The 24,263-nt window shown below is 70.8% G+C and carries 25 protein-coding genes and 7 tRNA genes; 10 read left to right on the top strand and 22 right to left on the bottom strand.

The window, feature by feature from the left end:
- Positions 1-71: 71 nt before the first annotated feature.
- Both ACFV7R_RS08700 and ACFV7R_RS08705 read right to left on the bottom strand, forming a co-directional pair.
- Positions 72-1,289 carry a hypothetical protein gene (locus ACFV7R_RS08700; RefSeq protein WP_129796856.1) on the bottom strand — a complete coding sequence of 406 codons (1,218 nt, stop codon included), beginning with the start codon at positions 1,287-1,289 and terminating at the stop codon, positions 72-74.
- Positions 1,286-1,852: a DUF4365 domain-containing protein gene (locus ACFV7R_RS08705; RefSeq protein WP_129796857.1), complete on the bottom strand. Its 567-nt coding sequence runs from the start codon at positions 1,850-1,852 to the stop codon at positions 1,286-1,288. Before ACFV7R_RS08705 ends, ACFV7R_RS08700 begins: the two co-directional genes overlap by 4 nt.
- Positions 1,853-2,021: 169 nt before the next feature.
- Between ACFV7R_RS08705 and ACFV7R_RS08710 the strand changes: the two genes are divergently transcribed.
- The gene (locus tag ACFV7R_RS08710) at positions 2,022-2,747 is read left to right on the top strand and encodes a 3'-5' exonuclease (RefSeq protein WP_385261495.1); all 726 of its coding nucleotides are present in this window, start codon (positions 2,022-2,024) and stop codon (positions 2,745-2,747) included.
- 47 nt (positions 2,748-2,794) lie between these two features.
- Here ACFV7R_RS08710 and ACFV7R_RS08715 read toward each other — a convergent pair.
- From ACFV7R_RS08715 to ACFV7R_RS08755, 9 genes are all read right to left on the bottom strand, one after another.
- Positions 2,795-2,866, bottom strand: a tRNA-Val gene (locus ACFV7R_RS08715).
- 39 nt (positions 2,867-2,905) lie between these two features.
- Positions 2,906-3,352: an SRPBCC family protein gene (locus tag ACFV7R_RS08720; protein ID WP_385261498.1), complete on the bottom strand. Its 447-nt coding sequence runs from the start codon at positions 3,350-3,352 to the stop codon at positions 2,906-2,908.
- 143 nt (positions 3,353-3,495) lie between these two features.
- Positions 3,496-6,237: a Tat pathway signal sequence domain protein gene (locus tag ACFV7R_RS08725; RefSeq protein WP_385261499.1), complete on the bottom strand. Its 2,742-nt coding sequence runs from the start codon at positions 6,235-6,237 to the stop codon at positions 3,496-3,498.
- A gap of 93 nt (positions 6,238-6,330) precedes the next feature.
- Entirely contained in the window at positions 6,331-6,930 is a 600-nt protein-coding gene (locus ACFV7R_RS08730; RefSeq protein ID WP_385261501.1) for a hypothetical protein, read from the bottom strand.
- 10 nt (positions 6,931-6,940) lie between these two features.
- Positions 6,941-7,816 carry a carbohydrate ABC transporter permease gene (locus ACFV7R_RS08735; RefSeq protein WP_385261504.1) on the bottom strand — a complete coding sequence of 292 codons (876 nt, stop codon included), beginning with the start codon at positions 7,814-7,816 and terminating at the stop codon, positions 6,941-6,943.
- Positions 7,813-8,769 (bottom strand): carbohydrate ABC transporter permease, encoded by a 957-nt coding sequence (locus ACFV7R_RS08740; RefSeq protein ID WP_385261507.1) that lies wholly within the window; start codon positions 8,767-8,769, stop codon positions 7,813-7,815. Before ACFV7R_RS08740 ends, ACFV7R_RS08735 begins: the two co-directional genes overlap by 4 nt.
- A 14-nt stretch (positions 8,770-8,783) precedes the next feature.
- A complete protein-coding gene (locus tag ACFV7R_RS08745) occupies positions 8,784-10,070 on the bottom strand; it encodes an extracellular solute-binding protein (RefSeq protein WP_385261510.1) in 1,287 nt (428 codons plus the stop codon).
- Positions 10,071-10,596: 526 nt separating this feature from the next.
- A tRNA-Val gene (locus ACFV7R_RS08750) sits at positions 10,597-10,671 on the bottom strand.
- Positions 10,672-10,862: 191 nt separating this feature from the next.
- The gene (locus ACFV7R_RS08755) at positions 10,863-11,315 is read right to left on the bottom strand and encodes a TIGR02611 family protein (RefSeq protein ID WP_385261512.1); all 453 of its coding nucleotides are present in this window, start codon (positions 11,313-11,315) and stop codon (positions 10,863-10,865) included.
- A gap of 191 nt (positions 11,316-11,506) precedes the next feature.
- Between ACFV7R_RS08755 and ACFV7R_RS08760 the strand changes: the two genes are divergently transcribed.
- Positions 11,507-11,920 carry an SsgA family sporulation/cell division regulator gene (locus tag ACFV7R_RS08760; RefSeq protein ID WP_004002642.1) on the top strand — a complete coding sequence of 138 codons (414 nt, stop codon included), beginning with the start codon at positions 11,507-11,509 and terminating at the stop codon, positions 11,918-11,920.
- Positions 11,921-12,212: 292 nt separating this feature from the next.
- On the top strand, positions 12,213-12,773 hold the full coding sequence (locus ACFV7R_RS08765) for a CGNR zinc finger domain-containing protein (RefSeq protein WP_129796866.1): 561 nt from the start codon (positions 12,213-12,215) through the stop codon (positions 12,771-12,773).
- 108 nt (positions 12,774-12,881) lie between these two features.
- Here the strand turns inward: ACFV7R_RS08765 and ACFV7R_RS08770 are convergent, their stop codons facing one another.
- Both ACFV7R_RS08770 and ACFV7R_RS08775 read right to left on the bottom strand, forming a co-directional pair.
- The gene (locus tag ACFV7R_RS08770) at positions 12,882-13,034 is read right to left on the bottom strand and encodes a hypothetical protein (RefSeq protein ID WP_020138043.1); all 153 of its coding nucleotides are present in this window, start codon (positions 13,032-13,034) and stop codon (positions 12,882-12,884) included.
- 163 nt (positions 13,035-13,197) lie between these two features.
- Positions 13,198-13,638, bottom strand: a complete 441-nt coding sequence (locus ACFV7R_RS08775) for a hypothetical protein (RefSeq protein ID WP_385261515.1) — start codon at positions 13,636-13,638, stop codon at positions 13,198-13,200.
- A gap of 227 nt (positions 13,639-13,865) precedes the next feature.
- Here ACFV7R_RS08775 and ACFV7R_RS08780 point away from each other — a divergent pair, with 227 nt between their 5' ends.
- Complete coding sequence (locus ACFV7R_RS08780) at positions 13,866-14,384, top strand: DsbA family protein (protein WP_385261518.1); 519 nt, start codon at positions 13,866-13,868, stop codon at positions 14,382-14,384.
- A 14-nt stretch (positions 14,385-14,398) separates the two neighbouring features.
- Here ACFV7R_RS08780 and ACFV7R_RS08785 read toward each other — a convergent pair whose 3' ends face one another.
- The 3 genes from ACFV7R_RS08785 to ACFV7R_RS08795 are packed head-to-tail and all read right to left on the bottom strand — an operon-like array spanning position 14,399 to position 17,225.
- On the bottom strand, positions 14,399-15,220 hold the full coding sequence (locus tag ACFV7R_RS08785; protein WP_385261521.1) for a GNAT family N-acetyltransferase: 822 nt from the start codon (positions 15,218-15,220) through the stop codon (positions 14,399-14,401).
- Between the two features lie 59 nt (positions 15,221-15,279).
- Entirely contained in the window at positions 15,280-16,101 is an 822-nt protein-coding gene (locus ACFV7R_RS08790) for an aminotransferase class IV (protein ID WP_385261524.1), read from the bottom strand.
- Complete coding sequence (locus tag ACFV7R_RS08795) at positions 16,098-17,225, bottom strand: chorismate-binding protein (RefSeq protein WP_385261526.1); 1,128 nt, start codon at positions 17,223-17,225, stop codon at positions 16,098-16,100. The genes ACFV7R_RS08790 and ACFV7R_RS08795 overlap by 4 nt, the downstream gene beginning before the upstream one ends.
- A 178-nt stretch (positions 17,226-17,403) precedes the next feature.
- Here ACFV7R_RS08795 and ACFV7R_RS08800 point away from each other — a divergent pair.
- The 5 genes from ACFV7R_RS08800 (at position 17,404) to ACFV7R_RS08820 (ending at position 17,893) form a co-directional block, all read left to right on the top strand.
- Positions 17,404-17,476 (top strand) — tRNA-Gly (locus tag ACFV7R_RS08800).
- A 38-nt stretch (positions 17,477-17,514) separates the two neighbouring features.
- Positions 17,515-17,588 (top strand) — tRNA-Cys (locus tag ACFV7R_RS08805).
- Position 17,589: 1 nt separating this feature from the next.
- Positions 17,590-17,661 (top strand) — tRNA-Val (locus ACFV7R_RS08810).
- Positions 17,662-17,696: 35 nt separating this feature from the next.
- Positions 17,697-17,768: transfer RNA gene (locus ACFV7R_RS08815), tRNA-Val, on the top strand.
- Positions 17,769-17,821: 53 nt separating this feature from the next.
- Positions 17,822-17,893, top strand: a tRNA-Val gene (locus ACFV7R_RS08820).
- A 66-nt stretch (positions 17,894-17,959) separates the two neighbouring features.
- On the opposite strand, the gene ACFV7R_RS08825 is transcribed toward ACFV7R_RS08820, so the two are convergent.
- The 4 genes from ACFV7R_RS08825 to ACFV7R_RS08840 form a co-directional block, all read right to left on the bottom strand.
- Positions 17,960-18,247, bottom strand: coding sequence for a zf-TFIIB domain-containing protein (locus ACFV7R_RS08825; RefSeq protein WP_385261528.1), 288 nt, complete (start codon positions 18,245-18,247; stop codon positions 17,960-17,962).
- An 80-nt stretch (positions 18,248-18,327) separates the two neighbouring features.
- Positions 18,328-19,266, bottom strand: coding sequence for an aminoglycoside phosphotransferase family protein (locus tag ACFV7R_RS08830; RefSeq protein WP_385261530.1), 939 nt, complete (start codon positions 19,264-19,266; stop codon positions 18,328-18,330).
- A gap of 207 nt (positions 19,267-19,473) precedes the next feature.
- Positions 19,474-19,680 carry a hypothetical protein gene (locus ACFV7R_RS08835; RefSeq protein ID WP_129796873.1) on the bottom strand — a complete coding sequence of 69 codons (207 nt, stop codon included), beginning with the start codon at positions 19,678-19,680 and terminating at the stop codon, positions 19,474-19,476.
- Between the two features lie 198 nt (positions 19,681-19,878).
- Positions 19,879-20,154 (bottom strand): hypothetical protein, encoded by a 276-nt coding sequence (locus tag ACFV7R_RS08840; protein WP_385261533.1) that lies wholly within the window; start codon positions 20,152-20,154, stop codon positions 19,879-19,881.
- A gap of 196 nt (positions 20,155-20,350) precedes the next feature.
- Between ACFV7R_RS08840 and ACFV7R_RS08845 the strand changes: the two genes are divergently transcribed.
- Entirely contained in the window at positions 20,351-21,799 is a 1,449-nt protein-coding gene (locus ACFV7R_RS08845; protein ID WP_385261536.1) for a protein kinase, read from the top strand.
- A gap of 34 nt (positions 21,800-21,833) precedes the next feature.
- On the opposite strand, the gene ACFV7R_RS08850 is transcribed toward ACFV7R_RS08845, so the two are convergent.
- Both ACFV7R_RS08850 and cobA read right to left on the bottom strand, forming a co-directional pair.
- Positions 21,834-22,652: an RNA methyltransferase gene (locus ACFV7R_RS08850; RefSeq protein WP_129796876.1), complete on the bottom strand. Its 819-nt coding sequence runs from the start codon at positions 22,650-22,652 to the stop codon at positions 21,834-21,836.
- Positions 22,653-22,716: 64 nt separating this feature from the next.
- On the bottom strand, positions 22,717-23,949 hold the full coding sequence (gene cobA / locus ACFV7R_RS08855; RefSeq protein WP_385261539.1) for a uroporphyrinogen-III C-methyltransferase: 1,233 nt from the start codon (positions 23,947-23,949) through the stop codon (positions 22,717-22,719).
- Between the last annotated feature and the right edge of the window lie 314 nt (positions 23,950-24,263).

Here is a 24,263-nt window from a genome sequence, read left to right on the forward strand (position 1 = left end):
ATGGATGCGGCGCCATACCGAGAGCGCGCGCAATAAGGGATCGTACCGACCCCGGACCACCCCAGGCGAAATCAGTCCCCGCTGCACGCCTCCTCGAAGAAGTCGAGATTCTCCTGCAGCGACTTCATCAGCCGGTCCCGCTCCGCCTCGTCCACCTGCACGGGTACGACGCCACAGGCGCCGGTCAGCCGGCGGAAGCCGCCCCTGCTCTCCAGCCGCCCGTGCACCCGCACCGGCAGTCCGACGAGGTGGGCCTGACCGGCGATCCGGTAGTCCTCCTCGTCCAGCGTCAGCCGGACGTGCGGGATCTCGGCTCCGGCGAGCACCCGCAGCCGTACAGTGCCCTCGCCGCGCCGCTCCGACCTGCGCATCCGGACCACCTCGCCGGTGATCCGCACCGGCACGGACGGCTCCTCGCGCAGATAGCGGGTCCCGGCCTCGCGCAGCACGGGCAGGTCGCCCGGCGAGAACTCGACCGCCTCGTCGGGGGCGGCGGCGCCCTCGGGGACTCCGGCGCCCGGCGCCCACTCGACGGCGACCCGGGCGCCCTCCGTCCCGCGGACGAGGGTGATGAGGGCCTCGGTGAGCTCGCGGCTGACGCCGGCCTCGACGGCGCCGTCGAAGGCGTCCATGCCACCGGTGGCCCGCTGGTAGTCGATGGCCTCGCGGACGGCGTAGAGCGCCTGGTGGAGGCGTACGGCGAGCGGGCGCCCCGGGGCGACGGGCACGAACGCGGTGAGGCGGCGGCCGCCGGTCGCGGCGCCGACCAGGACGCTCTGCAGCATCGAGGCGGCGGCGCGCTTGTGCCGGGCACCGTAGTAGCCGGCACGCGCGCGTGTGGCGAGGGCACCGGCGAGCAGCATCTGACGGGCAGCGGCGCGCAGCTGTTCCTCGACGGTCCAGGACGCGGCTCCGGCCGGCCCGCTCGGCACGTCCCGCCACCAGCGGATCTCGTCGCTGGGCACGGTGAGCCCGACCAGCACCTCGCGCGCCGACGGCGTCGCGCTGCGGGAGAGCGCGACGAGCGCCTCGGCGAGCAGGTCCTCGCTGTCGGGGAAGGCGCGGCTCTCCGGCACGAGCAGGCTGGTGCCGTTGCCGCCGGGCCCCGGCGGCGTCCAGCGGCCGTAGCGTCCGACGGCGCCGCCCCGGCGCTGCCAGCCGTGCCGGTGCAGCAGCGCGCCGAGCACGGCGGGGTCGACCTGGCCGGGCTCCGGCGGCGGCTCGTTCCACGGCGCCTGGGGATGCGGCCGGACCGGCCTCGATGGCTCGTCGAGCGGGCGGTGCGTCACGGTCTGCCTCCCGTCCCGACCCGCGTCATGATCTCGCACAGCGCCCGGTCGTCGAAGATGCGTGAGGTCGGTATGCGGACGTTGGTCCGGTGCCGGCCGGTGATGGCGTGCCCGGCGAGGTTGACCCAGTAGCAGCAGTGTCTCAGGTCGAGCCGGTCGTGGCTGGCGCGCAGCCACTCGTCCTGCGACCGCGGGACGAGCATCACGACCAGGATCTTGTGCACCGAGACCGGAGTGCGGGCGAGTTTCGCCAGGTGGTCGTTGTCGAGTGTGAAGGAGAAGAAACGCCCGGGCGGGTTCGGTGCGATCTGGTACGTGGCCTTGAGCTGCACCTTGATGGTGACCTCGTCGTCGACCGTGTGCCCGGGCGCGCTGTGGCTGACGTGCCAGTCGATGCCGTTGTCCGGGAAGGGCTGGGAGAGCGAGCAGCCGGCGGCGGCCGCGACGGCGTGCAGATAACCCACCTGCAGTGTCTCCATGCAGGCGGTGGTGGCGAGTGAACCGCGATGGGGGCCCGTGCGTTCGGGCAGCAGCCCGCCCCGCTCGGGCTGCGCTATCGCCATGACCAACAGCCTTCCAAGCAAAGTGATGTCCCCGCGAGGGCCCGCTGAACTGCGCGGACCCGTACTTCTGTTGTCTCCTCCCGGCGTACGGCGCAAACGGTCCGGGTATCACCAAACGGGCAGAAGACGGGGCGTCAGCTGCCATGGGTGAACGAGGAGTTGTGTACGTATGACGTGCTGGTACGAGGGCCCTCTGGCGGCATTCGACACGGAGACAACGGGCGTGGACGTCGAGACCGACCGGATCGTGTCGGCCGCCCTCGTCGTCCAGGACGCCCCTGGCACGCGGCCCCGGGTGAGCCACTGGCTGGTGAACCCGGGCGTACCCGTACCCGCCGAGGCGACGGCGGTGCACGGGCTGACGGAGGATCACCTGGCGTGCAACGGCCGCTGGCCGGCGCCGGTGATGCAGGAGATAGCCACCGAGCTGGCCGAACAGGCGTCGGCCGGGCGACCGTTGGTGGTGATGAACGCACCGTTCGACCTGACGCTCCTCGACCGTGAGCTGCGTCGGCACCGGGCCTCGTCGCTGGGCCACTGGTTCGAGTCGGTGCCCCTGCTCGTCCTCGACCCCCGGGTCCTGGACAAGCACCTGGACCGCTACCGCAAGGGCCGTCGCACCCTGACCGATCTGTGTGCGCACTACGGCGTCGCCCTGGACGGTGCGCACGACGCGGCCGCGGACGCGCTGGCCGCGCTGGAGGTCGTACGGGCCATAGGCCGCCGTTTTCCGTCACGGCTGGAACGCCTCACCCCCGCCGAGCTGCATCCCCTGCAGGCGGTGTGGCATGCGGCACAGGCGCGTGGCCTGCAGGCGTGGTTCGCCCGCAGCGGCAGCGAGGAGGCGGTGGACCCGGCGTGGCCACTGCGCCCGGACCTGCCGGCGGCGGCGTAGGAGACACAAAAAAAGCCGGTCCGCTGCTGCGGACCGGCCTTTCCCGGTGGGCGATACTGGGTTCGAACCAGTGACCTCTTCGGTGTGAACGAAGCGCTCTCCCACTGAGCTAATCGCCCGGGAACGCACTGAACAATACAGGTGTCCGCCGGTCTGGTTCAAACCGCTTCGAGGTACGCCAGCAGGCCACGCCGTCCGGCCCGCATCATCAGCCGGTGGTTGCCCCGGAAGACCGGCCGGCCCGGTACGGCGAACCGCCTGAGCAGCGGCTTGGTCACGTCGGCCACCTGGTCGTAGCGGACGAGACACCCACCGTCGGCCGACGTGACCGTCCAGCGCGCCCAGCCCTCGATGTCGCCGGACATCGCGACCTCCAGCACCCCGGCCGCCGGGTCGCGGCGCACTTCTCGGGCCGTGAAGGTCATGTCGTACGGGAGGAGCGACCGGATCCGGATCACGCCCGTGGTGTCGTCGACCCGTTGGACCTCGCGCACCTGACGCCACCAGCGGGGGTAGCCCTCCGGCCGCGCCAGCACGCCGTACACGGTGGCGGGCAGGACGGGCAGGGGCCACAAGCTGCGGAAGCGGTAGTGGGTCCAGTCCATGCGCAGAGTGTGCCCGTACAGGGACATTCCCCACCGCGTCTGAGTACCTTCTGAGTACGCGTACTCATGGCGCACCGAGTGACGTGGGCCACACTCCAGAGCGAGCGCCGCCGCCCGTGCGGCGGCGCTCTTCTCACGGTTTCCTACGAGGGCATCTTGTCGCCGACCAGTGCCAGGTTCTGGATCGCCGCCAGCCCGTACAGCGCGGTGGCGTTGGTGGACACCCAGGCCGCCTCGCTGCCCGGGACCAGGGCGGTCGGGCCCTCGATCTTCTTCGTGGACCAGTCGGTGGACTCCTTGTAGTCCCAGGTGTCCCGGCTGTTGTAGAACTGCTGCCACGCGCGGGCGGCCAGCGTGTCGTCGCCGGACTGGACGGCGGCGTAGGCGTCCTGGCGCGAGTGGCCCTGGAAGAGCAGCAGGGACCCGAAGTCGGAGCCGTAACGGGCCTTCTGCTCCGCCTTGGTGGCGTTGAAGTAGCGGCAGTAGTCGAGCCAGGCCTCCTTGAACTTCGGCATGTCGATCTGGTCGATCAGCTCGGCGCACAGCTCGACCAGGCCGAACATCGCGGAGAGGTGCGACACCCCGACCACGGGCTTGTCGGCGATGGCGAACCTCCCGGTGTCCAGGTCGTACAGCGCAGTGCCCTGGACGAAGCCGTTGGGCTGGGCGGCGATGGTCTCCATGGTGGACAGGACCCGCGCCTTGGCCTTCTCCCACTTGGGGCCGCGCCGCTCCCACTCGGTGAGCCAGGCGGAGACGAGGCCGCTCCAGTCGGTACCGAAGCCGATGGACAGCGCGTTGCGGTCGGGGGTGTACGGCTCGGTGCGGATCTTGCGGATGGGGTCGAGGACGAGGAAGGTCTCGTCGGAGTCGACGTTGGCGTGCATGAGGTCACCGACGCGCTCGTCGGCGGTGAGGAAGTAGTAGTAGCGCCGGTAGGTGGTGTTGGCGATGCGCTGCTGCTTGGCGCTGTCGGCGTAGTGCTGGACGCCGTGGCGGGTGCCCAGGCCCGCCCACTTGCCGATGTGGTAGACGTCGACCTCGCCGGTGTGCCGGGTCATCGCCTCGGCGAAGCGGAAGATGTCGGCGCGGCCCGAGCGCATGTACGCGAACCAGAGCCACAGGTCGGGCGAGAGCTCGGAGTTGTCCCAGGCGTAGCCGCCTACGTCGTAGCACCACTGGTGGCGGCTGGGGTCGTAGCTGTGCATGATGTCGCCGTAGTCCCAGAAGCCGTACCAACGGCGCATCTCCACCTGGTCCTTGTAGTAGGTGAAGAGGAAGTCGAGGTGGTCCTCGATCTTCGCCTTGGCGGCGGTGGAGCGGTCCGGCTCGGAGAACAGCTTGCCGAAGACGCCCGCCTTGATGAGCTGCCGGGGCGGGGCGGCGAGCTGCGGCGGGGTGCGGACGGCCTCCACCTGCTTGGCCATCTGCTCGGCGTCGGGCGTGGACTCGTGGGCCCAGAAGAGGAGTTCGCTGGTGCGGGCGATGCCGTAGGGGGTGCCGAAGCCCGGTTCGTAGTCCTCGTAGGTGATGTTGAGGCCTTCGAGCTGCTCGGGGTAGGTGTCCTGACCCATGCCGTCGTGGTAGAAGCGCAGGTCCATGGGCTGCGCCTCGGGCGACCAGAGCCAGAGGGTGACCTCGGCCTCGTCGGTGTGGGCGTCGCGGATGTCGAGCTGGGCGGGGAACTTCTCCCAGAAGTCGCGCAACCCGAAGGCGAACCCGCCGCTCGCGCCGCCGACGTAACCGAATCCGCTGGCCCTCCGGCCGCCGCCCGCGGGGATCCAGCCGTAGCCCTTCTTGGTGCGCTTGCGGACGGCGAAGCCGTCGGCGGACAGCTGCGAGAGGGTGTAGTCGCCCCACTCGGGGATGTACTGGAGGCGGGTGGTGACCCGCTGGTCCCACGTCGACGGGTCCGGCAGCTTCCTGCCCTCGAACTGGGCCGTCCGCACCGCCGCCCCCGGGTCGCGGCGCAGCCCGGTGATGCCCTTGACGGCCTCACGCAGCAGACCGGTGCCCTCACCGCCGATGCGGATGTGCCGGTCGTAGGCCGCGTCGCGCATCGGCACGGTGAAACGGACGCCGATGCCGCGGATGAAGTCGCCGCTGGCCTTGCCGGGCTCCTGGGTGCCGTCGTAGGTGATGGTGTGCACCATGCGGAAGGAGTCGGCGCCGGCGTAGAAGTAGAGCCGGATGGAGAACGGCAGCCAACTCCGGTCTCCCTTGCGATGCTTGCCGTCGATGCGGACGACCGCGCGGACGGGGCCCTCCTGCTCGACGGTGACCTCGGAGACGGCGCTCTCGAAGCGCTCGTACTTCACCGTGCCCTGGTCGCCGTCCTCGACCTCCGGCTGGCGCAGCAGCACGAGCCGCCCGTTCGTGGCGATCTCGGTGGAGCCGCGAGTGACCGACTTTACGAGGGTGGAGCCCGACTTGCCGATCTTTGCGGTGATGACACCGGTCGATATGTCGATGGTGCCGCCGCTCTTGTCGACGGTGACCTTCTTCTCGGGGGCGGCGGACTCCCCGGCCGTCAGCGTGAGCTTGCCGGAGCCCGAACTCACCGCGTGCGCGGTCCACTTGAGGGAGCCGTCGGGCCAGTGGGCAAGCGGCCACGACTGCACGGGGACCGCCTTGCCGTCCTCGTCCGTGAGCGCGAAGGTCTGGTCCTCCCGACAGGCGCCCTTCGGCCAGGGCACGCCCACCGTGGAGCCGGGAGCGGCGCCGAGACCGCCGTCCTCCAGCCAGTTCAGTGTGACCGGGTCCGCATCGGCGGGTGCGGATCTGGGCGCGGCCTGTGCGGTCGATCCGAGCGCCCAGCTGAACTGCGCGGCGGCGCCGGCGACGGCGGCCGTCTTGAGGAGGGACCTACGGGGGATGGGGGACATGGCCTTTCCTTTCCGTGCGAGTGCAGGGTGGTCAGGGGCATGACAGAGAGAGGTACGACGCCCTGGGGGCGCCGACCTGGTGCACCACCGGGGTCAGCGGTGCCGGTACCGCTCCTCCACGGCGACCGCCGCCGCCGCGACGGCCCCGAGGACGGGGACCGCCAGCGGCGCGACGAACAGGGCGGAACAGGCGACGACCGCCAGTCCGCCGACGAGCAGGAAGGACCCGGCCGGGTCCAGGACCGTCCGGCGCCCGGCGTCCGCCAGCAGCGCCCGCCACCGGGCGCCCGGCGTCCACACCGCCGCCGCGCGCAGCCCGGCGACGGTGAGCCCGATCAGCGCGAACAGGCCGACCGCCCCGACGAACGGCCCGCCGGGAATTCCGGCGCGCGCGGCCTGGACGTCCACCCAGACCGCGGCCACCGCCGCCCACCCGGCGAGCCCGACGATCCACCCACCGCGCACGGCCGCCCGGAAGTCCATAACGAACTCCCGCCGACCGCCGCCCTCGTGGGCCGTACTACGCCGCAGATGCCGCGCCCCGGCGGCGAAGGCCGCAGGGTAGGTGACGACCCCGAGACAGGCCACGGCGATCCACACGCCCGTGAGCAGGCACTCGGCGAAGACCGCGAAGCGCTCGCCGAACACGGACTCCTTGCGCGGGGCTCGTGCCTTCACGCGTGCTTGCGCCATGGTGACCGCCTCAGCCCTTCAGTCCGGAGGTCGCCATACCGTCGATGAGGTAGCGCTGGAAGGCCATGAAGAAGGCGATGACCGGTATCAGCGCCACCAGCGACATCGCGATCATGCTGCCGTAGTTGGAGACGCCCTCCTGGTCGCGGAACATCATCAGGCCGAGCGAAACGGTGTACTTCTCCGGGGTGTTGAGGTAGATCAACGGCCCCATGAAGTCGTTCCAGGCGTTGATGAAGGTGAAGATCGCGCTGGTGATGATCGCGGGCCGGCTCAGCGGCAGCACGATCGACCAGTAGGTGCGCAGATGCCCGCAGCCGTCGAGCTTGGCAGCCTCGTCGAGTTCTTTGGGGAGGCCGCGCATGAACTGCACCATCAAGAACACGAAGAAGGCTTCCGTGGCCAGGAACTTGCCCGCGACGAGCGGCACCAGGGTGTCGGTGAGCTCGAGGTTGCGGAAGAGCACGTACTGCGGGATGAGCAGCACGTGGTACGGCAGCAGCAGCGTGCCGATCATCAGCGTGAAGAGCAGGTTCCGCCCGGCGAACCGGATCTTGGCGAAGGCGTACGCGGTCAGCGAGCTGGACAGCACCACACCGACCACGGCCAGGACCGCGTACATCAGCGAGTTGGTGAAGAAGCTGGTGATGGGGATGCCGGAGATGCCGTCGGCGAGCCCGGAGAAGTTCGCCCAGACCGGTTCGGTGGGCAGCAGGTCGAGGCTGGCGATGATGTCCTTGCTCGGCTTGAACGAGGCACCGACCACCCAGATCACGGGATACAGGACGACCGCGAGCACGACGAGCGCGCCCACGTGCCAGGCGATCGATCCGAAGCGCCGCCGCTCGTTCGCGGTGTGCAGGGCAGGGCTGGTGGCACTGGTCACTTGGCGGCCTCCTCGTAGTGCACCCACTTCTTCTGCGACCAGAACAGGACCGCCGTGACGAGCGCCACCGCGATCACCAGCGTCCAGGCCATCGCGGAGGCGAAGCCCATCTGGGCCTCCTTGAAGCCCTTCTGGTAGAGGTAACAGGTGTAGACGAGCGTGGCGTCGGCGGGCCCGCACCGGGTGTCGGAGACGACGTACGCGGAGCCGAACACCTGGAACGCGTGGATGGACTCCAGCAGCACGTTGAAGAACAGCACCGGGGAGATCATCGGCAGCGTGATGTTCCAGAACCGCCGCAGCGGACCGGCCCCGTCCACCTCGGCGGCCTCGTACAGCTCCTGCGGGACCTGCTTGAGGCCGGCCAGGAAGATGACCATCGGCGCGCCGAACTGCCAGATGCTCAGCGCCACCAGGGCGTAGATGACGTAGTCCGGGTTGCCGATCCAGCCGCCCGCGTCGAGCCCGAAGATCTTCTGCGTACGGTCCACGATCGCGTCGTCCGAGAACAGCGCCCGCCACACGAAGCCCACGGAGACGCTGGCACCGATGAGCGAGGGCATGTAGAACGCGGCCCGGTACAGGCCCTGTCCGCGCCGCTTCTGCGCGAGCAGCAGCGCCACTCCGAGCGCGAGCAGCAGCTTCAGCGGTGTGGCCACGACGACGTACTTCAGCGTGACCTCGACCGACTTCTGCCAGCGCGGGTCCTGGAACATCGTCGTGAAGTTGTCCAGCCCCACCCACTGGGGCGGCGTGAACAGGTTGTAGCTGGTGAACGCGTAGTACAGCGACGCGATCATCGGCCCCGCCGTGAGCAGCAGGAAGCCCGCGATCCACGGCGACATGAAGAGATAGCCGGCGAGGTTCTCGCGGCGCCGCCCGCGCCGCCCGGCGGCAGGAGCGGCGGGCCGCTTCTTCGCCGGGCGCGCGGGCGCTTCCTTGACGAGCGTCATGGTGGTACGTCCCCTCAGCCCGCGAACGCGGCCTTGGCCTCGCTGAACAGCGCCTTCGCGGCGTCGGCCGGCTTGGTCTTGCCCTGGGCGACCTCACCGCCGAGGCGCAGGAACGCCACCTCGATGACGTCCGTACCGGAGGGGTGCGGGGTGATCTTCCCGAGGACACCGGCCGCGGCGACCTCCTCCTCGTACGCCTTGACGCCCTTGTTGTTGTCGTCGGTGGGCGTGAACGCCTCGTACTGCTCGGTCGTGGCGAGGATGCCGCGGTCGTAGCCCATGATCTTGCCGACCTCGGGGTCATGGACCATGAAGTCGATGAACTGGGCGGCCTCCTTGGGGTGCTTGGTCCCGGAGAAGGCGCTGAGCATCAGCGAACCGAGGTACTGGCCGGTGTCCTTGCCGTCCGTGGTGGGGATCGGCGCGAGGCCGTAGTCGGACTCACCCTCGCCCTCGTAGCGGATGGAGAAGTTGTCCCAGGTGAACTCGGACGCCGCGAGCCCCGCCGAGAGCGCGGACAAGGGCTTGACCTGCTCGACCTTCTTCGGGTCGGCGACGAGCCCGGACCTCACACGCTTGTAGCCGTCCTCCCACCACTGCGTCAGATCGTCCTCGGTGAAGCCGAGATCGGAGTCGGTGAAGAAGGCCTTGCCGTTCTGACGCAGGTACAGGTCGTAGAGGTACATGATGCTGAAGTAGCCGGTGTCACCGGCGATCTTCAGCTTGTCCTGGATCGTCTGCAGCGCGTCGAAGTACTCGTCCCAGGTCCAGCCGAACTTCGCCTCCACGCCCGCCTTCTCGAAGGCCTTGAGGTCGATGACGAGCGCCATGGTGTTGGCGCCGACGGGTATGCCGATCTGCTTGCCATCGACCTGACCGTTCGCCAGAACGCCGTTGCGGAAGTTCTCCAGGCTCAGATTCCCGGCGTCCGCCTGCGTCTTGAGGTCCATCAGAACGCCGCGCTTGTCGTACTTGCGCAGAAAGCCGACCGCATTCTGGAAAACGTCCGGCGGATTCCCGCCGGAGGCCTGGGTCTGGAACTTCTCCCAGAAGGCCTCGTAGTCGGTGAATTCCGGCTTGATCTTGATCTTCGGGTGCTTCTTCTCGAAGAGCGCGATCGTCTTCTTGATGGCGATGGTGCGCGGCTCGCCACCCCACCACGCGTAACGGAGTGTCACCGTTCCGTCTCCGGAACCGCTACCGCCACCGCACGCGGTCGTGGCACCCAGCCCGAGCATGGCTGCCGAGGCCCCAGCCACCTTCAGGATCGTACGCCTCTCAACATTCCTGCTGGTTCCCATGGTTGGGCCCCCTCCCCGCAGCGTCATTGCCGACTGCATGAATCGTTTCAAGTAAGCGCTTGCTGGCACAAGCTACGAGGGGCCTCGGAGTGCGTCAATGATTCGGACAGGATTTTCTTGCGGAGCGGCTCCGTGATCCGACGCGATTCGGGGGCCGGGGGGCGGGAGGCGTGAGGTGACGCCGCAGGTGAGACGGGTGCGGTCGGCTGGTCGGACGGCGGGCGGGGTGCCGTACGGGTGTGGCGTTCGACTGAAAGACGTCGGAGGGGTGGGCGTCGGCAGGACGGCCGGCGGGCGGGCACGGGTGGTGAACCGATCCGTGACGAAGCGGGCCTTGGACCCACTCAGGCGCGGTGAGGTGCGGCCCGCAGACACTGATCGAGGTGGGCTCGGAGCGGGCGCGTCGGCCACGCGGTGAGGTTCGGCCCGCAGACGATGATCACTGCCGGGCTCGGAGCGGGCACCGCCGCCCGCGCGAACGACGGCGGCCCACCTGCACTCTCGCAGGTGGGCCGCCGTCTTCGGATGGTGGGCGATACTGGGTTCGAACCAGTGACCTCTTCGGTGTGAACGAAGCGCTCTCCCACTGAGCTAATCGCCCGGGCGCAGGAAGAACATTACCCCATGTCAGGCGGTGCCTGTGACCGGCGTCGGCCGGTACCCGCGCCCCAGGGCCCGGCCGGCGGATCATGCCGCAGACGCGGGGCTCGGCACGCCCATCTGCGCCGATGAGTCACCGCCGGTTTCCTGCGACCTGATCCGCCGGACAGGCCCTGCCCACGGATCAGCGGATCACTGGTTCTCGATCTTCCACGGCATCATGAGGCCGAACTTCCAGAGGTAGACACCGGCGAGGACACCGATGATCACGCAGCCGATCGTCGTCAGGATGATGTTGCGTCGCCGCACCTTGGGATCGAGGGCGCGCTGGGCCGCCTCGGTGACCTTGCGTTTGGTCCAGCGCAGGACCAGCTGGGCCCAGACGAACTCGGTCGCCCAGATCGCCATGCCGCCGAAGATGATCACCCAGCCCGGTCCGGGCAGCGGCAGCAGGATGATGCCGCCGACCACGACCGCCAGGCCCACGAGGAAGACGCCGACCTGCCAGCTCACATGGAGCAGTCGGCGCCCCTTGATGAATTCCGGTGCCCTCGAGCCGAGCCCCCGCTCGTGCTGCACCTCGCCCCGCTTCGTCTCGTCCGCCGCCACGGCCGCCTCGCCAGGCTCGCTACTCCCCGTGTTCATACGGCCAAACCCTACCCGACCGAATCCGATCACCGGAATGGACGCACCCGACGAACGGGTTCTCGGCCGGAAGAGTTACGTAAAGACACGCAAAACACTCAGAGGGGTTTACAACGGCACCGTAGGTGGCATGTCGATTTCGCCGACGTGCGAATCCCCGAGCGCACACTGAGCGAAAGGCCCTGGCGCTTATGAACACCACGGTCAGCTGCGAGCTGCACCTGCGCCTCGTTGTGTCGAGCGAGTCCTCCCTGCCTGTCCCCGCAGGCCTGCGGTACGACACGGCCGACCCCTACGCCGTGCACGCCACCTTCCACACCGGAGCCGAGGAAACCGTCGAGTGGGTGTTCGCCCGCGACCTCCTCGCCGAAGGGCTTCACCGGCCCACCGGCACCGGCGACGTCCGCGTCTGGCCGTCGCGCAGTCACGGTCAGGGCGTCGTGTGCATCGCCCTGAGCTCCCCGGAGGGGGAGGCGTTGCTCGAGGCCCCGGCGCGGGCCCTGGAGTCGTTCCTGAAGCGGACCGACGCCGCCGTACCACCCGGCACCGAGCACCGGCACTTCGATCTCGATCAGGAGCTCTCGCACATTCTGGCGGAAAGCTAGGCGAGGCCTCACAGAGCTGCCCGACGCCGTCCAACTCGGGGAGACGGCTCGGGCCAGGACAACCGCATACGGCACACACCGACGTCGCCACCGTGAACCTCCGCGGGGCGGCGCCGGTGCGCGTGTTTCGCCCCCGCCCCGCCTTCCGGGAACCGCGCTGCCGCCGGCCGGCGTTCTACCGGCAGGCGCAGGCTGGTGCGGGGCGCAGGCAGTGGGGCGCCGTTCCGCGAGCCACTACCATCGGCCAGCATCGGCGGGCGCCCGCCCGACCCCCCAGGCCAGGGAGCGAAACGTGCTGATCACCCACGACACCCGGTGCGCGCTCGACACCGTGGTCGATCTGGTGAACACCGCACCGGAGGACGACACGACGCCGGACGGGCTGCCGGATGTCGCGGCTCTCGCGGATTTTGTACGAAAGCACGAGATCAGCGATGTCGGGGTGCTCTCGGAGTTCGACCTCTCGGCAGTCCGCAAGATCCGGAGCCGGTTCGCCGGGATCTTCGCGGCGGCGGACGCCCGGACCGCGGCCGGAATGATCAACGATCTGGTCGCCGCCGCCGGCACCACGCCCCGGCTCACGGACCACGACGGCTACGACTGGCACGTGCACTACTTCGCGCCCGGCGCCTCCGTGGCCGATCACCTCGCGGCCGACTGCGGCATGGCGCTCGCCTTCTTCGTGGTCGCCGGGGAACAGGAGCGGCTGCGGCGCTGCGAGGCCCCCGACTGCCGGCGCGCCTTCGTCGATCTCTCCCGCAACCGTTCGCGCCGCTACTGCGACAGCCGCACCTGCGGAAACCGCCTGCATGTGGCCGCGTACCGGGCTCGGCGCAAGGAGGCGACGGGCTGACGGCGCCCGGGGGACGGGCGGCGGTCGGGACGGGCGGCGGTCGGCGGAAGCGGGACACCGGTGCCGACGCGGTGCCCGGCGGGTGGCGCCGGGGACCGCGCGTACGGCTCAGAGCAGCAGCAGATCGTGCAGCGCAGCCATGAGCAGCAGACACCCGATCACCGCAAGGAAGATCATCAGCGGTGGCTGGGAAAGGGCGAAAAGGCACCCGCGCGGCTCGTCCTGAGGCGGCGCGGCGTCGCTCTGTGTCGTGTCCAGCATCTCGCGGGCGATGATGACGCAGCAGACACCCCCGACGCGATCAACACGCTCGGAAGATACGGGAGTTCGCCGAATTCCATGATCTTGTGCACGATCGGTGTCTCAGGCCGTCCGGCTTACGACCGCACGCGATCTCTGGTTCGTTTCAGTCCCCGGGCCGACGTCATATGCCGTGCTTCTTCAGGATGGCCTCGATGTCGCTGAAGTCGTCCGCGGAATCGGCCCGGGGCCCCGGCTGGGGCCTGGCCGTCGCACGGGAGGCCGGACCCAGCGAAGGCGCGGAGGCCTGCGGGGCCAGGGCGTCGGACTGGGCCGCCGTGGCTGCCTTGCGCTCCTTGCGGGTGCCGCCCCGGCGCCGCTCCACCGCGCGTGTGCCGGCGAACAGCAGCCAGGCGCCGCCGAGCACGCCGAAGCCGGCCCAGGCCGTGGGGCTGAACGCGGTGTCGGCGGCCCACTGAACGACCCCGGTCATCACCAGACCCAGGGGGACGAGTGAGTAGGCGGCGATACGGGCGGCCGTGAGGAAGCGCTTGCGGTACGCCGTCACCGCCGCGATGCCCAGGCCGGCCGCGGCAACGGCGGAACAGACGGTCTCGGCAATCATCCGGTCCTCCATGCGGGCTCGGTCGGGCGGGGGCGCTTCGCCCCTTCCATCCTGCACCCCCCGCGCCCTCGCAGGCCATGCTCCGACCGGACATCAGGGACATCTCCGGGTCAGCTCCTCCGCAGGTCCCGGTTCGGACGTATGGCCGCACGCGCTCCGGCAACCGCGGCCGGACCGGTCCGAGGTCCCGGTTGGGCCGGTCGAGCCGCGGCTGGGAGACTGGGTTCATGAACGACTCCTCCCCGACCCGCCCCGCGCCCGTCCTCGACATCTGGTGCGAACTCCAGTGCCCGGACTGCCGTAGCGCCCTGGACGACATCCGCGCGCTGCGCGCCCGCTACGGCGACCGGCTCGAGCTGCGGCTGCGGCACTTCCCGCTGGAGAAGCACAAGCACGCCTTCGCCGCCGCGCAGGCCGCCGAGGAGGCCGTGGAGCAGGGGCAGGGGTGGCCGTATGTCGAGACCGTGCTGGCTCGGGTGGAGGAGCTGGACCGTAGGGGGGAACCCTTCCTGGTCGAGGTGGCCGGTGAACTCGGCCTGGACGCCGAGGAGTTCGACACCGCCCTCGTCGACGGCCGGCACATCCTGATCGTGGACGCGGACCAGGCCGAGGGCAAGGCGATCGGCGTGACCGGCACCCCGACGTATGTCATCGGAGGGGAGCGTCTCGACGGCGGCAAGAGCCAGGAGGGGTTGCGCGAGCGCATCGAGGAGATCGCGGACCGGCTGCTGGCCGAGCAGGGTTGAACCCGGAGCCGGGCTCAGAGCAGGTTCTTGTACAGGAAGTGCCTCACCGGCACGTAGCCCAGTGACGCGTAGAGCCGCTCGGCCGGAGTGTTGCCCGCGAAGACGTTGAGGCGCAGGACTTCCTTCCCGGCGTCCACCGCCTGCCTCTCGGCCAGCAGCATCAGTGAGCGGCCGTGACCCCGGCCCCGGAAGCGCTCGTCGGCCTCGACGTAGTAGACGTACGCCATGTCCTCGGTCAGCGCGAGCCACAGGGTGCCGACCCTGGTGCCCTCGTGCTCCAGGACACTGAGCAGCATGTTCTCGGTCGCGACGCCGTGCGGGAGCAGATCGGCGTGGTCCCGTTCCGCCTTGGTCCACGCCTCGTCCTCGGCCACCCCGCGGTCGATCCAGCTCTGCGCGTAGTGGGCCTTGTTGCAGGCGAGCCACGGCCCGTACTCCGCGGGCGTCATGGGCCTGCCCCGGCTGCCCGCGGGAAGTCCGGGCGCCATGGCGCCGAGGGCCTTCTCCATGCCGCGGTTGCGTTCGACGTAGCCGAGCGCTATGACGAACCGCAGCGTGGCGGCGTCGGCGGGCACCGTGATCTCGATCCGGCTGCAGCCCCAGCCGCGCGCCACCTCCTCGGCGGCCAGCGCGGCCACGGTGCCCCGGCCGCGTCTGCGGTCCGCCTCCTCGATGCGCAGGTCGCGGATCTGGGCGACCGCGGGCCCGAACAGGGCGTGTGTCGCGAGGTGTATCGCGCCGACGGGGCGGCCGTTCACGCACACGTGGTAGTGGCGCGACAGCGCCCCGTCGGCCGCGCGCTGGAGCGGCTCGATCGGCCGCAGGGTGGTGGTCATCAGGGGTGTTCTACCCGCCGCGGCGATCCGCGTCAGCCGAATTTCCGCGGCATCTGCCGTCAGGGATCGAGGTCGTCCCCGGAGCGCTCGTCGAAGATCCGCATGGCCTTGGCGGTCACCGGGCCCGGGGCGCTTGGCAGTTCCCGCTCGTCGACGCGATGGACGGCCTGGATGTCGCGCAGCGTGGAGGTCAGGAAGACCTCCTCCGCCCGCTCCAGGACGTCCAACGGGAGGTCCGTCTCCTTGGCGCCGGTCCACTCGACGGTCAACGCGCGCGTGATGCCGGCGAGGCAGCCGGAGGCGAGGGGCGGGGTGTGGATCTCGCCGTCGAGGACGACGAAGACGTTGGAGCCGGTGCCCTCGCAGAGCTGTCCGACCGTGTTGGCGAACAGCGCCTCCGACGCGCCCTGTTGGTGGGCGCGGGCCAGGGCGACGACGTTCTCGGCGTACGAGGTCGTCTTCAGGCCGGTGAGCACGCCGCGCTCGTTGCGGGTCCAGGGGACCGAGATCACGGCGGTGGAATCGGGGCGGCGCGGGGTCTCGCCGAGGGCGACGACCAGGGTCGGGCCGTGCTCGCCGCGGTCGGAGCCGAGCGGGCCGTGGCCGCCGGTGTACGTGATGCGCAGCCGGCCGAGCGGCATGGGGTTGGCCTCGAGGACGGCGGCGCAGCCGCGGCGGACCTCGTCGAGGTCCGGGTCGGGCAGGCCGAGGCCACGGGCCGAGCGGGTCAGCCGGTCGAGGTGCCGGGTGAGCGCGAACGGCCTGCCGTCCACCGCCTTCACGGTCTCGAAGATGCCGTCGCCCACGGTCAGCCCGTGGTCGAAGACGGAGACGCGGGCGGATTCGATGTCCTGCAGCCCGCCGTCGAGCCAAAGCTTCACTGGTCGCTTCCTCGCAAGTCGGTACCGGGGGCGTCGGACCGGCCGGGGATCCAGGGAGTGTCCCCCGCCCCGGCACAGCACGTCGTCAGTCCCTCTCCACTCACCTCGTACGCCCCCGACGCTACCGCGAGCAGCCTGGCCGCCTTCAGTTCGGTCTCCCGCCACTCCCCCTCGGGGTCCGACCCCCAGGTGATACCCGCGCCCGTGCCGAAACGCAGCACGCCCTCCGCCCGGTCGATCCAGAAAGTGCGGATGCCGACGGCCAGCTCGCCCACTCCCCGGTCGGCGTCCACCCAGCCGATGCCGCCGCAGTACGGCCCCCGGGGTGCCGTCTCCAGCGCGTCGATGATCCGCAGGGCGCTCGACTTGGGGGCACCGGTGACCGAGCCGGGCGGGAAGGCGGCGTCGAACAGTTCCGGCCAGCCCGCGTCGGCACGCAGCTCGCCGCGGACGGTGGAGACGAGGTGCACCAGTCCCGGGTGCTTCTCCACGGCGCACAGGTCGGGGACGGTCACGGTGCCGGTGGCGCAGACGCGCCCGATGTCGTTGCGGACCAGGTCCACGATCATCACGTTCTCGGCGTAGTCCTTCGCCAAGAGGTCCGCCTCGGTGCGCCCGGTGCCCTTGATCGGCCCGGACTCGACGGTGCGGCCGGCGCGGCGCAGGAAGAGCTCCGGGGACGCGGTGGCCGTCTCGACGCCGTGCTCCGGCAGCCGGATCGTTCCTGCGTACGGTGCCGGGTTGCCGCGGGCCAGCAGTGCGGTGAGGGCGTCCACGTCGGCGTCCGGTGCGACCGGCGCGGAGAGCACCCGGCAGAGGTTCGCCTGGTAGACCTCGCCGGCCGCGATGTGCTCACGGATGCGGCGCACGCCCGCCATGTACGCGGCACGGTCGAGTGACGACGTCCAGTCACCGACGCCCGGTCCTCGCCACCGCCCCGGCACCGGGGCGGGTACCGGCTCCTGTCGTACCTCCGCGAAACGCGCGCAGGTCAGACGGCCCTCGAAGTCCGCGACGACGGCCCAGAAACCGGCGGAGTCCAGGGCCGAGGGGTCGCTGGTGACATCGAGGAGGCCGGTGGCGACACGGTCGCCGAAGCGGGCGAGAGGAGGGAGGTCGAGCACGTTGCCGAGTCTATGGCGGGTGTCCCGCAGGTGGCCCGGGCGTGTCCTTCCCGGTGGTCCGACCGCGTCCGTGACCAGGTGCAGGGCAGCACGCTGCACAAACGCGTTTTTGTACTGGCCCCGGAATCCGCTAGAGTTCAACACGTCGCCGGGACGCGCAAGCCGACCGAAACGACAGGCGGACGTAGCTCAGTTGGTAGAGCGCAACCTTGCCAAGGTTGAGGTCGCGAGTTCGAGCCTCGTCGTCCGCTCGAAGGAAGTGGGGATCCTCCCGGTCCCCTACACTCCTGGTGGAGTGGCCGAGAGGCGAGGCAACGGCCTGCAAAGCCGTCTACACGGGTTCAAATCCCGTCTCCACCTCCAAGGACGATTAGCTCAGCGGGAGAGCGCTTCCCTGACACGGAAGAGGTCACTGGTTCAATCCCAGTATCGTCCACTGGTCCGCAAGGACCTCGATCCGCAAGGATCCCCGCGCGATTAGCTCAGCGGGAGAGCGCTTCCCTGACACGGAAGAGGTCACTGGTTCAATCCCAGTATCGCGCACGCAGTGCCCGTGATCGGCTCCGCGGAGTGACGTGGAGTGATCATGGTCCCGAGGACGATTAGCTCAGCGGGAGAGCGCTTCCCTGACACGGAAGAGGTCACTGGTTCAATCCCAGTATCGTCCACACGCCCCGGAACCCCCGGCCGTCTCGTACGGCCGGGGGTTCCGTCGTGAGCACGTAGTGCCGGGCTCAGCTGGAGAACAGCATGCGACCGAAGCTCTTGTGGCGGCGGCTGTCGTGGTGGCCCCCGTGGTGGCCGCCGTGCGGGGCACCCCAGGCGGGGGCGGGCGGGGCAGGGTAGGACTGCGCGGCGGGCGGGGGCGGCGGGCCCGGTTGGGACCACTGGGACTCGAGGCGGGTCAGGGCCTCCAGCTCGCCGTAGTCCAGGAAGATCCCGCGGCAGTTGGCGCACTGCTCTATCTGGACGCCGTTGCGGTTGTACGTGTGCATCGGCGCGTGGCACTTCGGACACTGCATGCTCGGCTCAACTCCTCGCCGTTCGGTCCTGCTTCGCGTATCGCCAGAACAGACTCTGTCCGGCTGCGGTCGGTTGCACCCTACTTCGCGACGTTCCGGGGCAAGTGGGCGGGGAGGGAAGCCATTCGGGCACAGGCGTCGACGAGGGACTGTTCCACCTCGTCCAAGGGGCGGTCCGCAGCGACGGCCTTGGCGATGGCGAGGGCGGCGGTCTGCACGGTGAGCGCGCGGGCGGGGACGTCCAGGGCGGGCCAGGGGTCGCCGGTCGTCGGGACGGCGGGGCCGTCGGCCGCACGGTAGGCGGTCAGGAAGCGGGTCCACTCGTCGGGCGTGAGCAGCCCGCAGGCGTACCAGGCGGCCGGGCGGGCCAGGTCCCAGGCCGCGGGGCCCACGCCGAGGTCGTCGATGTCGATCAGCAGCCAGGGCCCGGTGGGTACGGGGTGGCGGACGAGCTGGCCGAGGTGGAGGTCGCCGTGGCAGAGGGTGCTGCTGTCCGGCAGGGGGGCCTCGGCGCGGGCCCAGGCGGGGAGGGCTGCCCAGGCGCGCAGGACCAGGGGTGCCGCGGGGTGCGGGCGGCCGGCGGAGCGGAGACGGGCGATGGCGCGGGCCGCCTTGGCCGGGCCGCGCATGGGTGGGAGGGGTACGGGGGGTGGGGTGCGGTGGAGGCGGGCGAGGAGGGTGGCGGCGGCCTCCCAGGGAGCCTGGTCCGGGGCGTCGGGGTCGACGGGGGTGCCGTACGGCCAGAAGGTGACGAGGCGGCCGTGCAGGGTGACTGGCGTCGGGCTGAGCGGGGGCAGCAGGACGTCGGGGATGCGGGTCGCCGTGGTGAGGCGGGGGGTGAGTCCGACAGGGTCGGTGCCCGGGGCGTGGGCCTTGGCGACGGTGGCTGCGTGCCGGACGACTGTGGCGTCGGGGCGGTCGGCGAGGGTGACGGTGGCCCCGCAGGCGCAGGTGTCGGCGTGCGGGTGGGCTGCGTGTCTGGCCTTGGCGGTCAGCTCGGAGAGCAGCGGGGTTGTCACGGGTCTCCCTCGGGGTGGGGTGGTGCCAGCGAGGGTACGGCTCCCCCGGAGGGGGATCCCAGCGCCCACCCGTGCCGCCCAGGCAAAGCAATGCCGGCGCAGCTCCCCAGCTGCGCCGGCATTTTGCCGTCCGCCGCACCCCCGTCCCCACGGGGTTATGGGTGGATGTCCCCGCCCGGACCGCTCTTCCGGGCCTGGGGTCGCCGCTCAGCGCCCCAGCATCACGCCCACGGACGACGCCTGTGTGGCCACTGTCTCCCAGCCGTCGAAGACGACGAGGAGCAGGACCGCCAGGGGAAGGGCCATTGCCGTTGCCACCAGGGGGTGGCGGCGGCCCGTACGGCGGGGGCGGAACGCGGCGTACGCCTTGCGTCCCTGCGTGCGGATCGCCGTCCGCGGTGCCGTGAAGGCCATGGTCCCTCTCCTGACCGTTCTCAGTTGTCGTTGGCAGCGGCGGGTGTCTGACCTCGGGGGACGAGTGCTGCACCCGCCGCTTGACCTCAAATCTAGGGGCGCGGCGGGTGCGGGGCGTCATGCCCTCGTACCGATTGGCGGGCCTCCCGGAGGATGAGCGGTCACCCGGGGAGTACTCCCCTGGGTGGAGACGCGGTCCTACGTCTCCGGGTCTTCCCGGAGGGGGCGTCCGAAGTGTCCGGGCTTTTCCGAGCTGTCCTCACGCGGTACCGGCTGCTCGACCAGGGCCAGGACCCGGTTCGCCATGAAGCGGGCCGTACGGATCACAGACCCGTTTCGGGTGACTTCGCTCACTTCCACGACGCCTCGGCGTACTGCCGTCTCCACCCGGCGGCCCGCCCTGCTCGCCACCACCTCGTACGTACGTGTCGTGTCCCCGGCGTCCACGACTATCTCGACTCGGTCACCCTTCACGGGTCCAATCCCCCTTCCACGACGGGTGGTTGGATGCGGGAGGAGGACGAAGCCGCCCTGCCCGCACGCTCCTTGACCACCCCTCAAGTCTCCCACCCGGCACTGACAATCCGTCGGGCCGAGAGGGCGCGGCCTCTGCGCGCACACGGCCACGGAAACGTAAGCTGTGCCACGTCACACGGACCGGGCAGCGGGGATGAAAATGGCGATGATGCGCCTGAGGCGCGAGGACCCGCGCGTCGTCGGCTCGTTCAGGCTGCACAGACGGCTCGGCGCGGGCGGGATGGGCGTTGTCTACCTGGGCTCCGACAAGAAGGGGCAGCGGGTCGCACTGAAGGTGATCCGGCCGGACCTGGCGGAGGACCAGGAGTTCCGGTCACGGTTCGCGCGCGAGGTCTCCGCCGCCCGGCGGATCCGGGGCGGGTGCACGGCGCGGCTGGTGGCGGCGGATCTGGAGGCGGACCGGCCGTGGTTCGCCACGCAGTACGTACCGGGACCCTCCCTGCACGACAAGGTCGCCGACGAGGGGCCGCTGCGCGCGGCGGACGTCGCCGCGGTCGGGGCCGCTCTTTCGGAGGGGCTCGTCGCCGTGCACGAGGCCGGTGTGGTGCATCGCGATCTGAAGCCCTCCAACATCCTGCTCTCCCCCAAGGGCCCGCGGATCATCGACTTCGGTATCGCCTGGGCGACGGGGGCCTCCACGCTCACGCACGTCGGCACGGCCGTGGGCTCGCCCGGTTTCCTCGCCCCCGAGCAGGTCCGCGGCGCGGCGGTCACTCCGGCCACGGACGTGTTCTCGCTGGGCGCCACGCTCGCCTACGCGTCGACCGGCGACTCGCCCTTCGGGCACGGCAGTTCCGAGGTGATGCTGTACCGCGTGGTCCACGAGGAGGCCCAACTGCACGGCGTTCCCGACGCGCTGGCCCCGCTCGTACGGGCCTGTCTGGCGAAGGACCCCGAGGAGCGGCCCAGCACGCTCGAACTGTCGCTGCGGCTGAAGGAGATCGCGGCTCGTGAGGCGCAGGGCCTTCTGGACGGACGGCCGCCGGCGCCACGCTCCGGTGAGGCGGACCGGCCCACCGGCCGGCTTGCCGACACCTACCCCGACCGCCCGCTGCGCCGTCCGCCGGGGCAGGCGGGCGCGCCCGGGATTTCCACGACCCGGGGTCCGGGCGCGCCCCGGGGGTCGACGCCGGTGCGGGGCGGAGCTCCCGCGCGCGGCACGTCGCCGCGGCCCGGCAACGCGGCCTCGCGGGGCGGAGGTGCGCCGTCGGCACGGTCCGGGGCGGGGCCCACACCGACGTCGAGGAACACGCCCGCTTCCCGCAGTACGACCCGGTCCGGCGGCGGGAACCGGCCCGTGCCGCGCGGTACCGCAGGGCGTCCGGGGCCCCGGAACACCGGCGCCGGGCGGCGGCCGGCCAATCCGCGGCTGCTGCGTCAGCGGCTGTTCGTGTTCGTCGTGGTGACGCTACTCGTTGCGCTCGGCATCGGCGTGGTGCAGGGCTGCCAGGGGCCGGCCCGGGGACTCGGCGGCGAACGCGAGCGGCAGGAGCGCGTCCAGCCGGACCACCGGCCGCTGGAGGAGGACGCGTTGTTGTCCGAGCGGTTCGAGTCGACGATCGAGCAGTCCGCGCCCGAGTAGGGCCTGCGTCCGGGGGCGTCGGCCCGAGGAGGGCCTACTCCTGGGGGCGGCCGGTCGCCACCGCGTAGAAGGCGACCGCGGCCGCCGCGCCCACGTTGAGGGAGTCGACGCCGTGGGACATCGGAATGCGGACCCATTCGTCGGCGGCGACCAGGGCCTGGGTCGACAGGCCGTCGCCCTCGGCGCCGAGCATCAGTGCGACCCGGTCCATCCGGTGCGGGGCCGCCTCGTCGAGGCTTCTCGCCTTCTCGTCGGGGGTGAGGGCGAGGAGCGTGAAACCGGCCTCGCGGACCGACTCCAGGCCCTTGGGCCAGGTGTCCAGGCGGGCGTACGGCACGGAGAAGACCGCGCCCATCGAGACCTTGACGCTGCGACGGTAGAGGGGGTCCGCGCAGTCCGGGGAGAGCAGGACCGCGTCCATGCCGAGGGCGGCGGCCGAGCGGAAGATCGCGCCGATGTTGGTGTGGTCGTTGACCGACTCCATGATCACGACCCGGCGGGCGGTCTGGAGGAGTTCGGCGGCCGTGGGCAGCGGCTTGCGCTGCATGGAGGCGAGCGCGCCGCGGTGCACGTGGTAGCCGGTGACCTGTTCGGCGAGCTCCGGGCTGACCGCGTAGACGGGGGCGGGGAGCTCGTCGATGACGTCGCGCATGACGTCGACCCACTTGGCGGAGAGCAGCATCGAGCGCATCTCGTAGCCGGAGTCCTTCGCCCGGCGGATGACCTTCTCGCCCTCGGCGATGAACAGGCCCTCGGCGGGTTCGCGCTTGCGGCGCAGTTCCACGTCGGTCAGGCCTGTGTAGTCGTGCAGGCGCGGGTCGTCGGGGTCCTCGACGGTGATGAGATCGGCCACAGGGTGATACTGCCTTGTCCTGGGTGTGGTGCCAACGGCTCGGGACGAGTTGTGTTACCCGCGGTTACGCGGAGAGGTGCGGGCCTACGTTCACGACCGCGCCGACGACGATGACGGCCGGGGGCTTCACCTCCTGCGTACGCACCGCCTCGGCGACCGTCGCGAGGGTCGCGTCGACACGGCGCTGGGCGGCCGTCGTGCCCTCCTGGACGAGGGCGACCGGGGTGTCGGCCGGCTTGCCGTGCGCGACCAGGGTCTCGGCGATCTTCCCGATCTTGTCGACGCCCATGAGGATCACCAGCGTGCCGGTCAGTTTGGCGAGGGACGGCCAGTCGACGAGGGAGCGCTCGTCGTCGGGGGCCACATGGCCGCTGACCACGGTGAACTCATGGGCCACACCGCGGTGGGTGACCGGGATTCCGGCCGCGCCCGGGACCGAGATCGAGCTGGAGATGCCGGGGACGACCGTGCACGGGATGCCCGCCTCGGCCAGTGCCTGGGCCTCCTCCATGCCGCGACCGAAGACGAACGGGTCGCCGCCCTTGAGTCGTACGACCGACTTGCCCTGCTTGGCGTGCTCGATCAGCGCGTTGTTGATGGCCTCCTGGGCCATGAAACGGCCGTACGGGATCTTCGCCGCGTCGATCACCTCGACGTGCGGCGGGAGTTCGGCGAGCAGGTCGCGGGGGCCGAGGCGGTCGGCGATGACCACATCGGCCTCGGCGAGCAGACGCCGGCCGCGGACCGTGATCAGGTCCGGGTCGCCGGGGCCGCCGCCGACGAGGGCGACGCCCGGGGTGCGGGTGCGGTGGTGGGGGGCGACGAGGGTGCCGTCGCGCAGGCCCTCGACGACCGCGTCGCGGATGGCGGCGGTGTGGCGCGGGTCGCGGGACTTGGTGTCGGTGGTGAGGACCGCGATGGTGACGCCCTCGCTGTGGCCCGTCGCCGGGGTCCAGGCCGTGGCCGCGTCGGCGTCGTCGGAGCGGACGCACCAGACGCGGTGCCGTTCCGCTTCGGCGGAGGCCTGGGTGTTCGCCGTGTGGTCGCTGGTCGCGATGAGGGCGTACCAGGCGTCGGCGAGGTCGCCGTCCAGGTATCGGCGCTTCGCCCAGGTGATCTCGCCCGATTCCGCCATCGCTTCGACCGAGGGGGTCGCTTCCGGGGACACGAGGAGGATGTCCGCGCCTGCCGCGATGAGGGCCGGGAGGCGGCGCTGGGCGACCTGGCCGCCGCCGAGGACGACCACTTTGCGGCCGGTGAGGCGGAGGCCTACGGGGTAGGCGGGGTGTTCGGCCATGAGGGTGCGGCTCCTGGGGCGGGGCGATGCGGGGCGATGCCTCTGCGGCTGTGCAGTGGTCTTTGACGTGCGGATTTTACGGTGCGGGTGGTGTTGGCGGCACGGGTGTCCGGTGGTTGAGCGTCGTGGCCGGGTGCGGGTGCGCGGGTCCGTGCCCACCCGTTCCGCCCCGCGGAACGACTGCCCACGCCCCCCCGTACGAACCGGCGCTGCTCACGGGCCCCCGCACGAACCAGCGTCGTCCACGGCTCCGGTGCGAACCAGCGTCGTCCACGGGTCCGGTGCGAACCGGTGTTGCCCACGGCCGCCCGGGC

This window comes from Streptomyces sp. NPDC059866 (assembly GCF_042731325.1).
Taxonomy (GTDB): domain Bacteria; phylum Actinomycetota; class Actinomycetes; order Streptomycetales; family Streptomycetaceae; genus Streptomyces; species Streptomyces flavusporus.

Excerpts from the sequence above, each read along its gene's own strand:
- ACFV7R_RS08705 (WP_129796857.1), bottom strand. The coding sequence starts at position 1,852 with ATGGCGATAGCGCAGCCCGAGCGGGGCGGGCTGCTGCCCGAACGCACG.
- ACFV7R_RS08710 (WP_385261495.1), top strand. The coding sequence starts at position 2,022 with ATGACGTGCTGGTACGAGGGCCCTCTGGCGGCATTCGACACGGAGACA.
- ACFV7R_RS08720 (WP_385261498.1), bottom strand. The coding sequence starts at position 3,352 with ATGGACTGGACCCACTACCGCTTCCGCAGCTTGTGGCCCCTGCCCGTC.
- ACFV7R_RS08725 (WP_385261499.1), bottom strand. The coding sequence starts at position 6,237 with ATGTCCCCCATCCCCCGTAGGTCCCTCCTCAAGACGGCCGCCGTCGCC.
- ACFV7R_RS08730 (WP_385261501.1), bottom strand. The coding sequence starts at position 6,930 with ATGGCGCAAGCACGCGTGAAGGCACGAGCCCCGCGCAAGGAGTCCGTG.
- ACFV7R_RS08740 (WP_385261507.1), bottom strand. The coding sequence starts at position 8,769 with ATGACGCTCGTCAAGGAAGCGCCCGCGCGCCCGGCGAAGAAGCGGCCC.
- ACFV7R_RS08745 (WP_385261510.1), bottom strand. The coding sequence starts at position 10,070 with ATGGGAACCAGCAGGAATGTTGAGAGGCGTACGATCCTGAAGGTGGCT.
- ACFV7R_RS08755 (WP_385261512.1), bottom strand. The coding sequence starts at position 11,315 with ATGAACACGGGGAGTAGCGAGCCTGGCGAGGCGGCCGTGGCGGCGGAC.
- ACFV7R_RS08760 (WP_004002642.1), top strand. The coding sequence starts at position 11,507 with ATGAACACCACGGTCAGCTGCGAGCTGCACCTGCGCCTCGTTGTGTCG.
- ACFV7R_RS08770 (WP_020138043.1), bottom strand. The coding sequence starts at position 13,034 with ATGCTGGACACGACACAGAGCGACGCCGCGCCGCCTCAGGACGAGCCG.
- ACFV7R_RS08775 (WP_385261515.1), bottom strand. The coding sequence starts at position 13,638 with ATGATTGCCGAGACCGTCTGTTCCGCCGTTGCCGCGGCCGGCCTGGGC.
- ACFV7R_RS08780 (WP_385261518.1), top strand. The coding sequence starts at position 13,866 with ATGAACGACTCCTCCCCGACCCGCCCCGCGCCCGTCCTCGACATCTGG.
- ACFV7R_RS08785 (WP_385261521.1), bottom strand. The coding sequence starts at position 15,220 with ATGACCACCACCCTGCGGCCGATCGAGCCGCTCCAGCGCGCGGCCGAC.
- ACFV7R_RS08825 (WP_385261528.1), bottom strand. The coding sequence starts at position 18,247 with ATGCAGTGTCCGAAGTGCCACGCGCCGATGCACACGTACAACCGCAAC.
- ACFV7R_RS08835 (WP_129796873.1), bottom strand. The coding sequence starts at position 19,680 with ATGGCCTTCACGGCACCGCGGACGGCGATCCGCACGCAGGGACGCAAG.
- ACFV7R_RS08845 (WP_385261536.1), top strand. The coding sequence starts at position 20,351 with ATGAAAATGGCGATGATGCGCCTGAGGCGCGAGGACCCGCGCGTCGTC.
- cobA (WP_385261539.1), bottom strand. The coding sequence starts at position 23,949 with ATGGCCGAACACCCCGCCTACCCCGTAGGCCTCCGCCTCACCGGCCGC.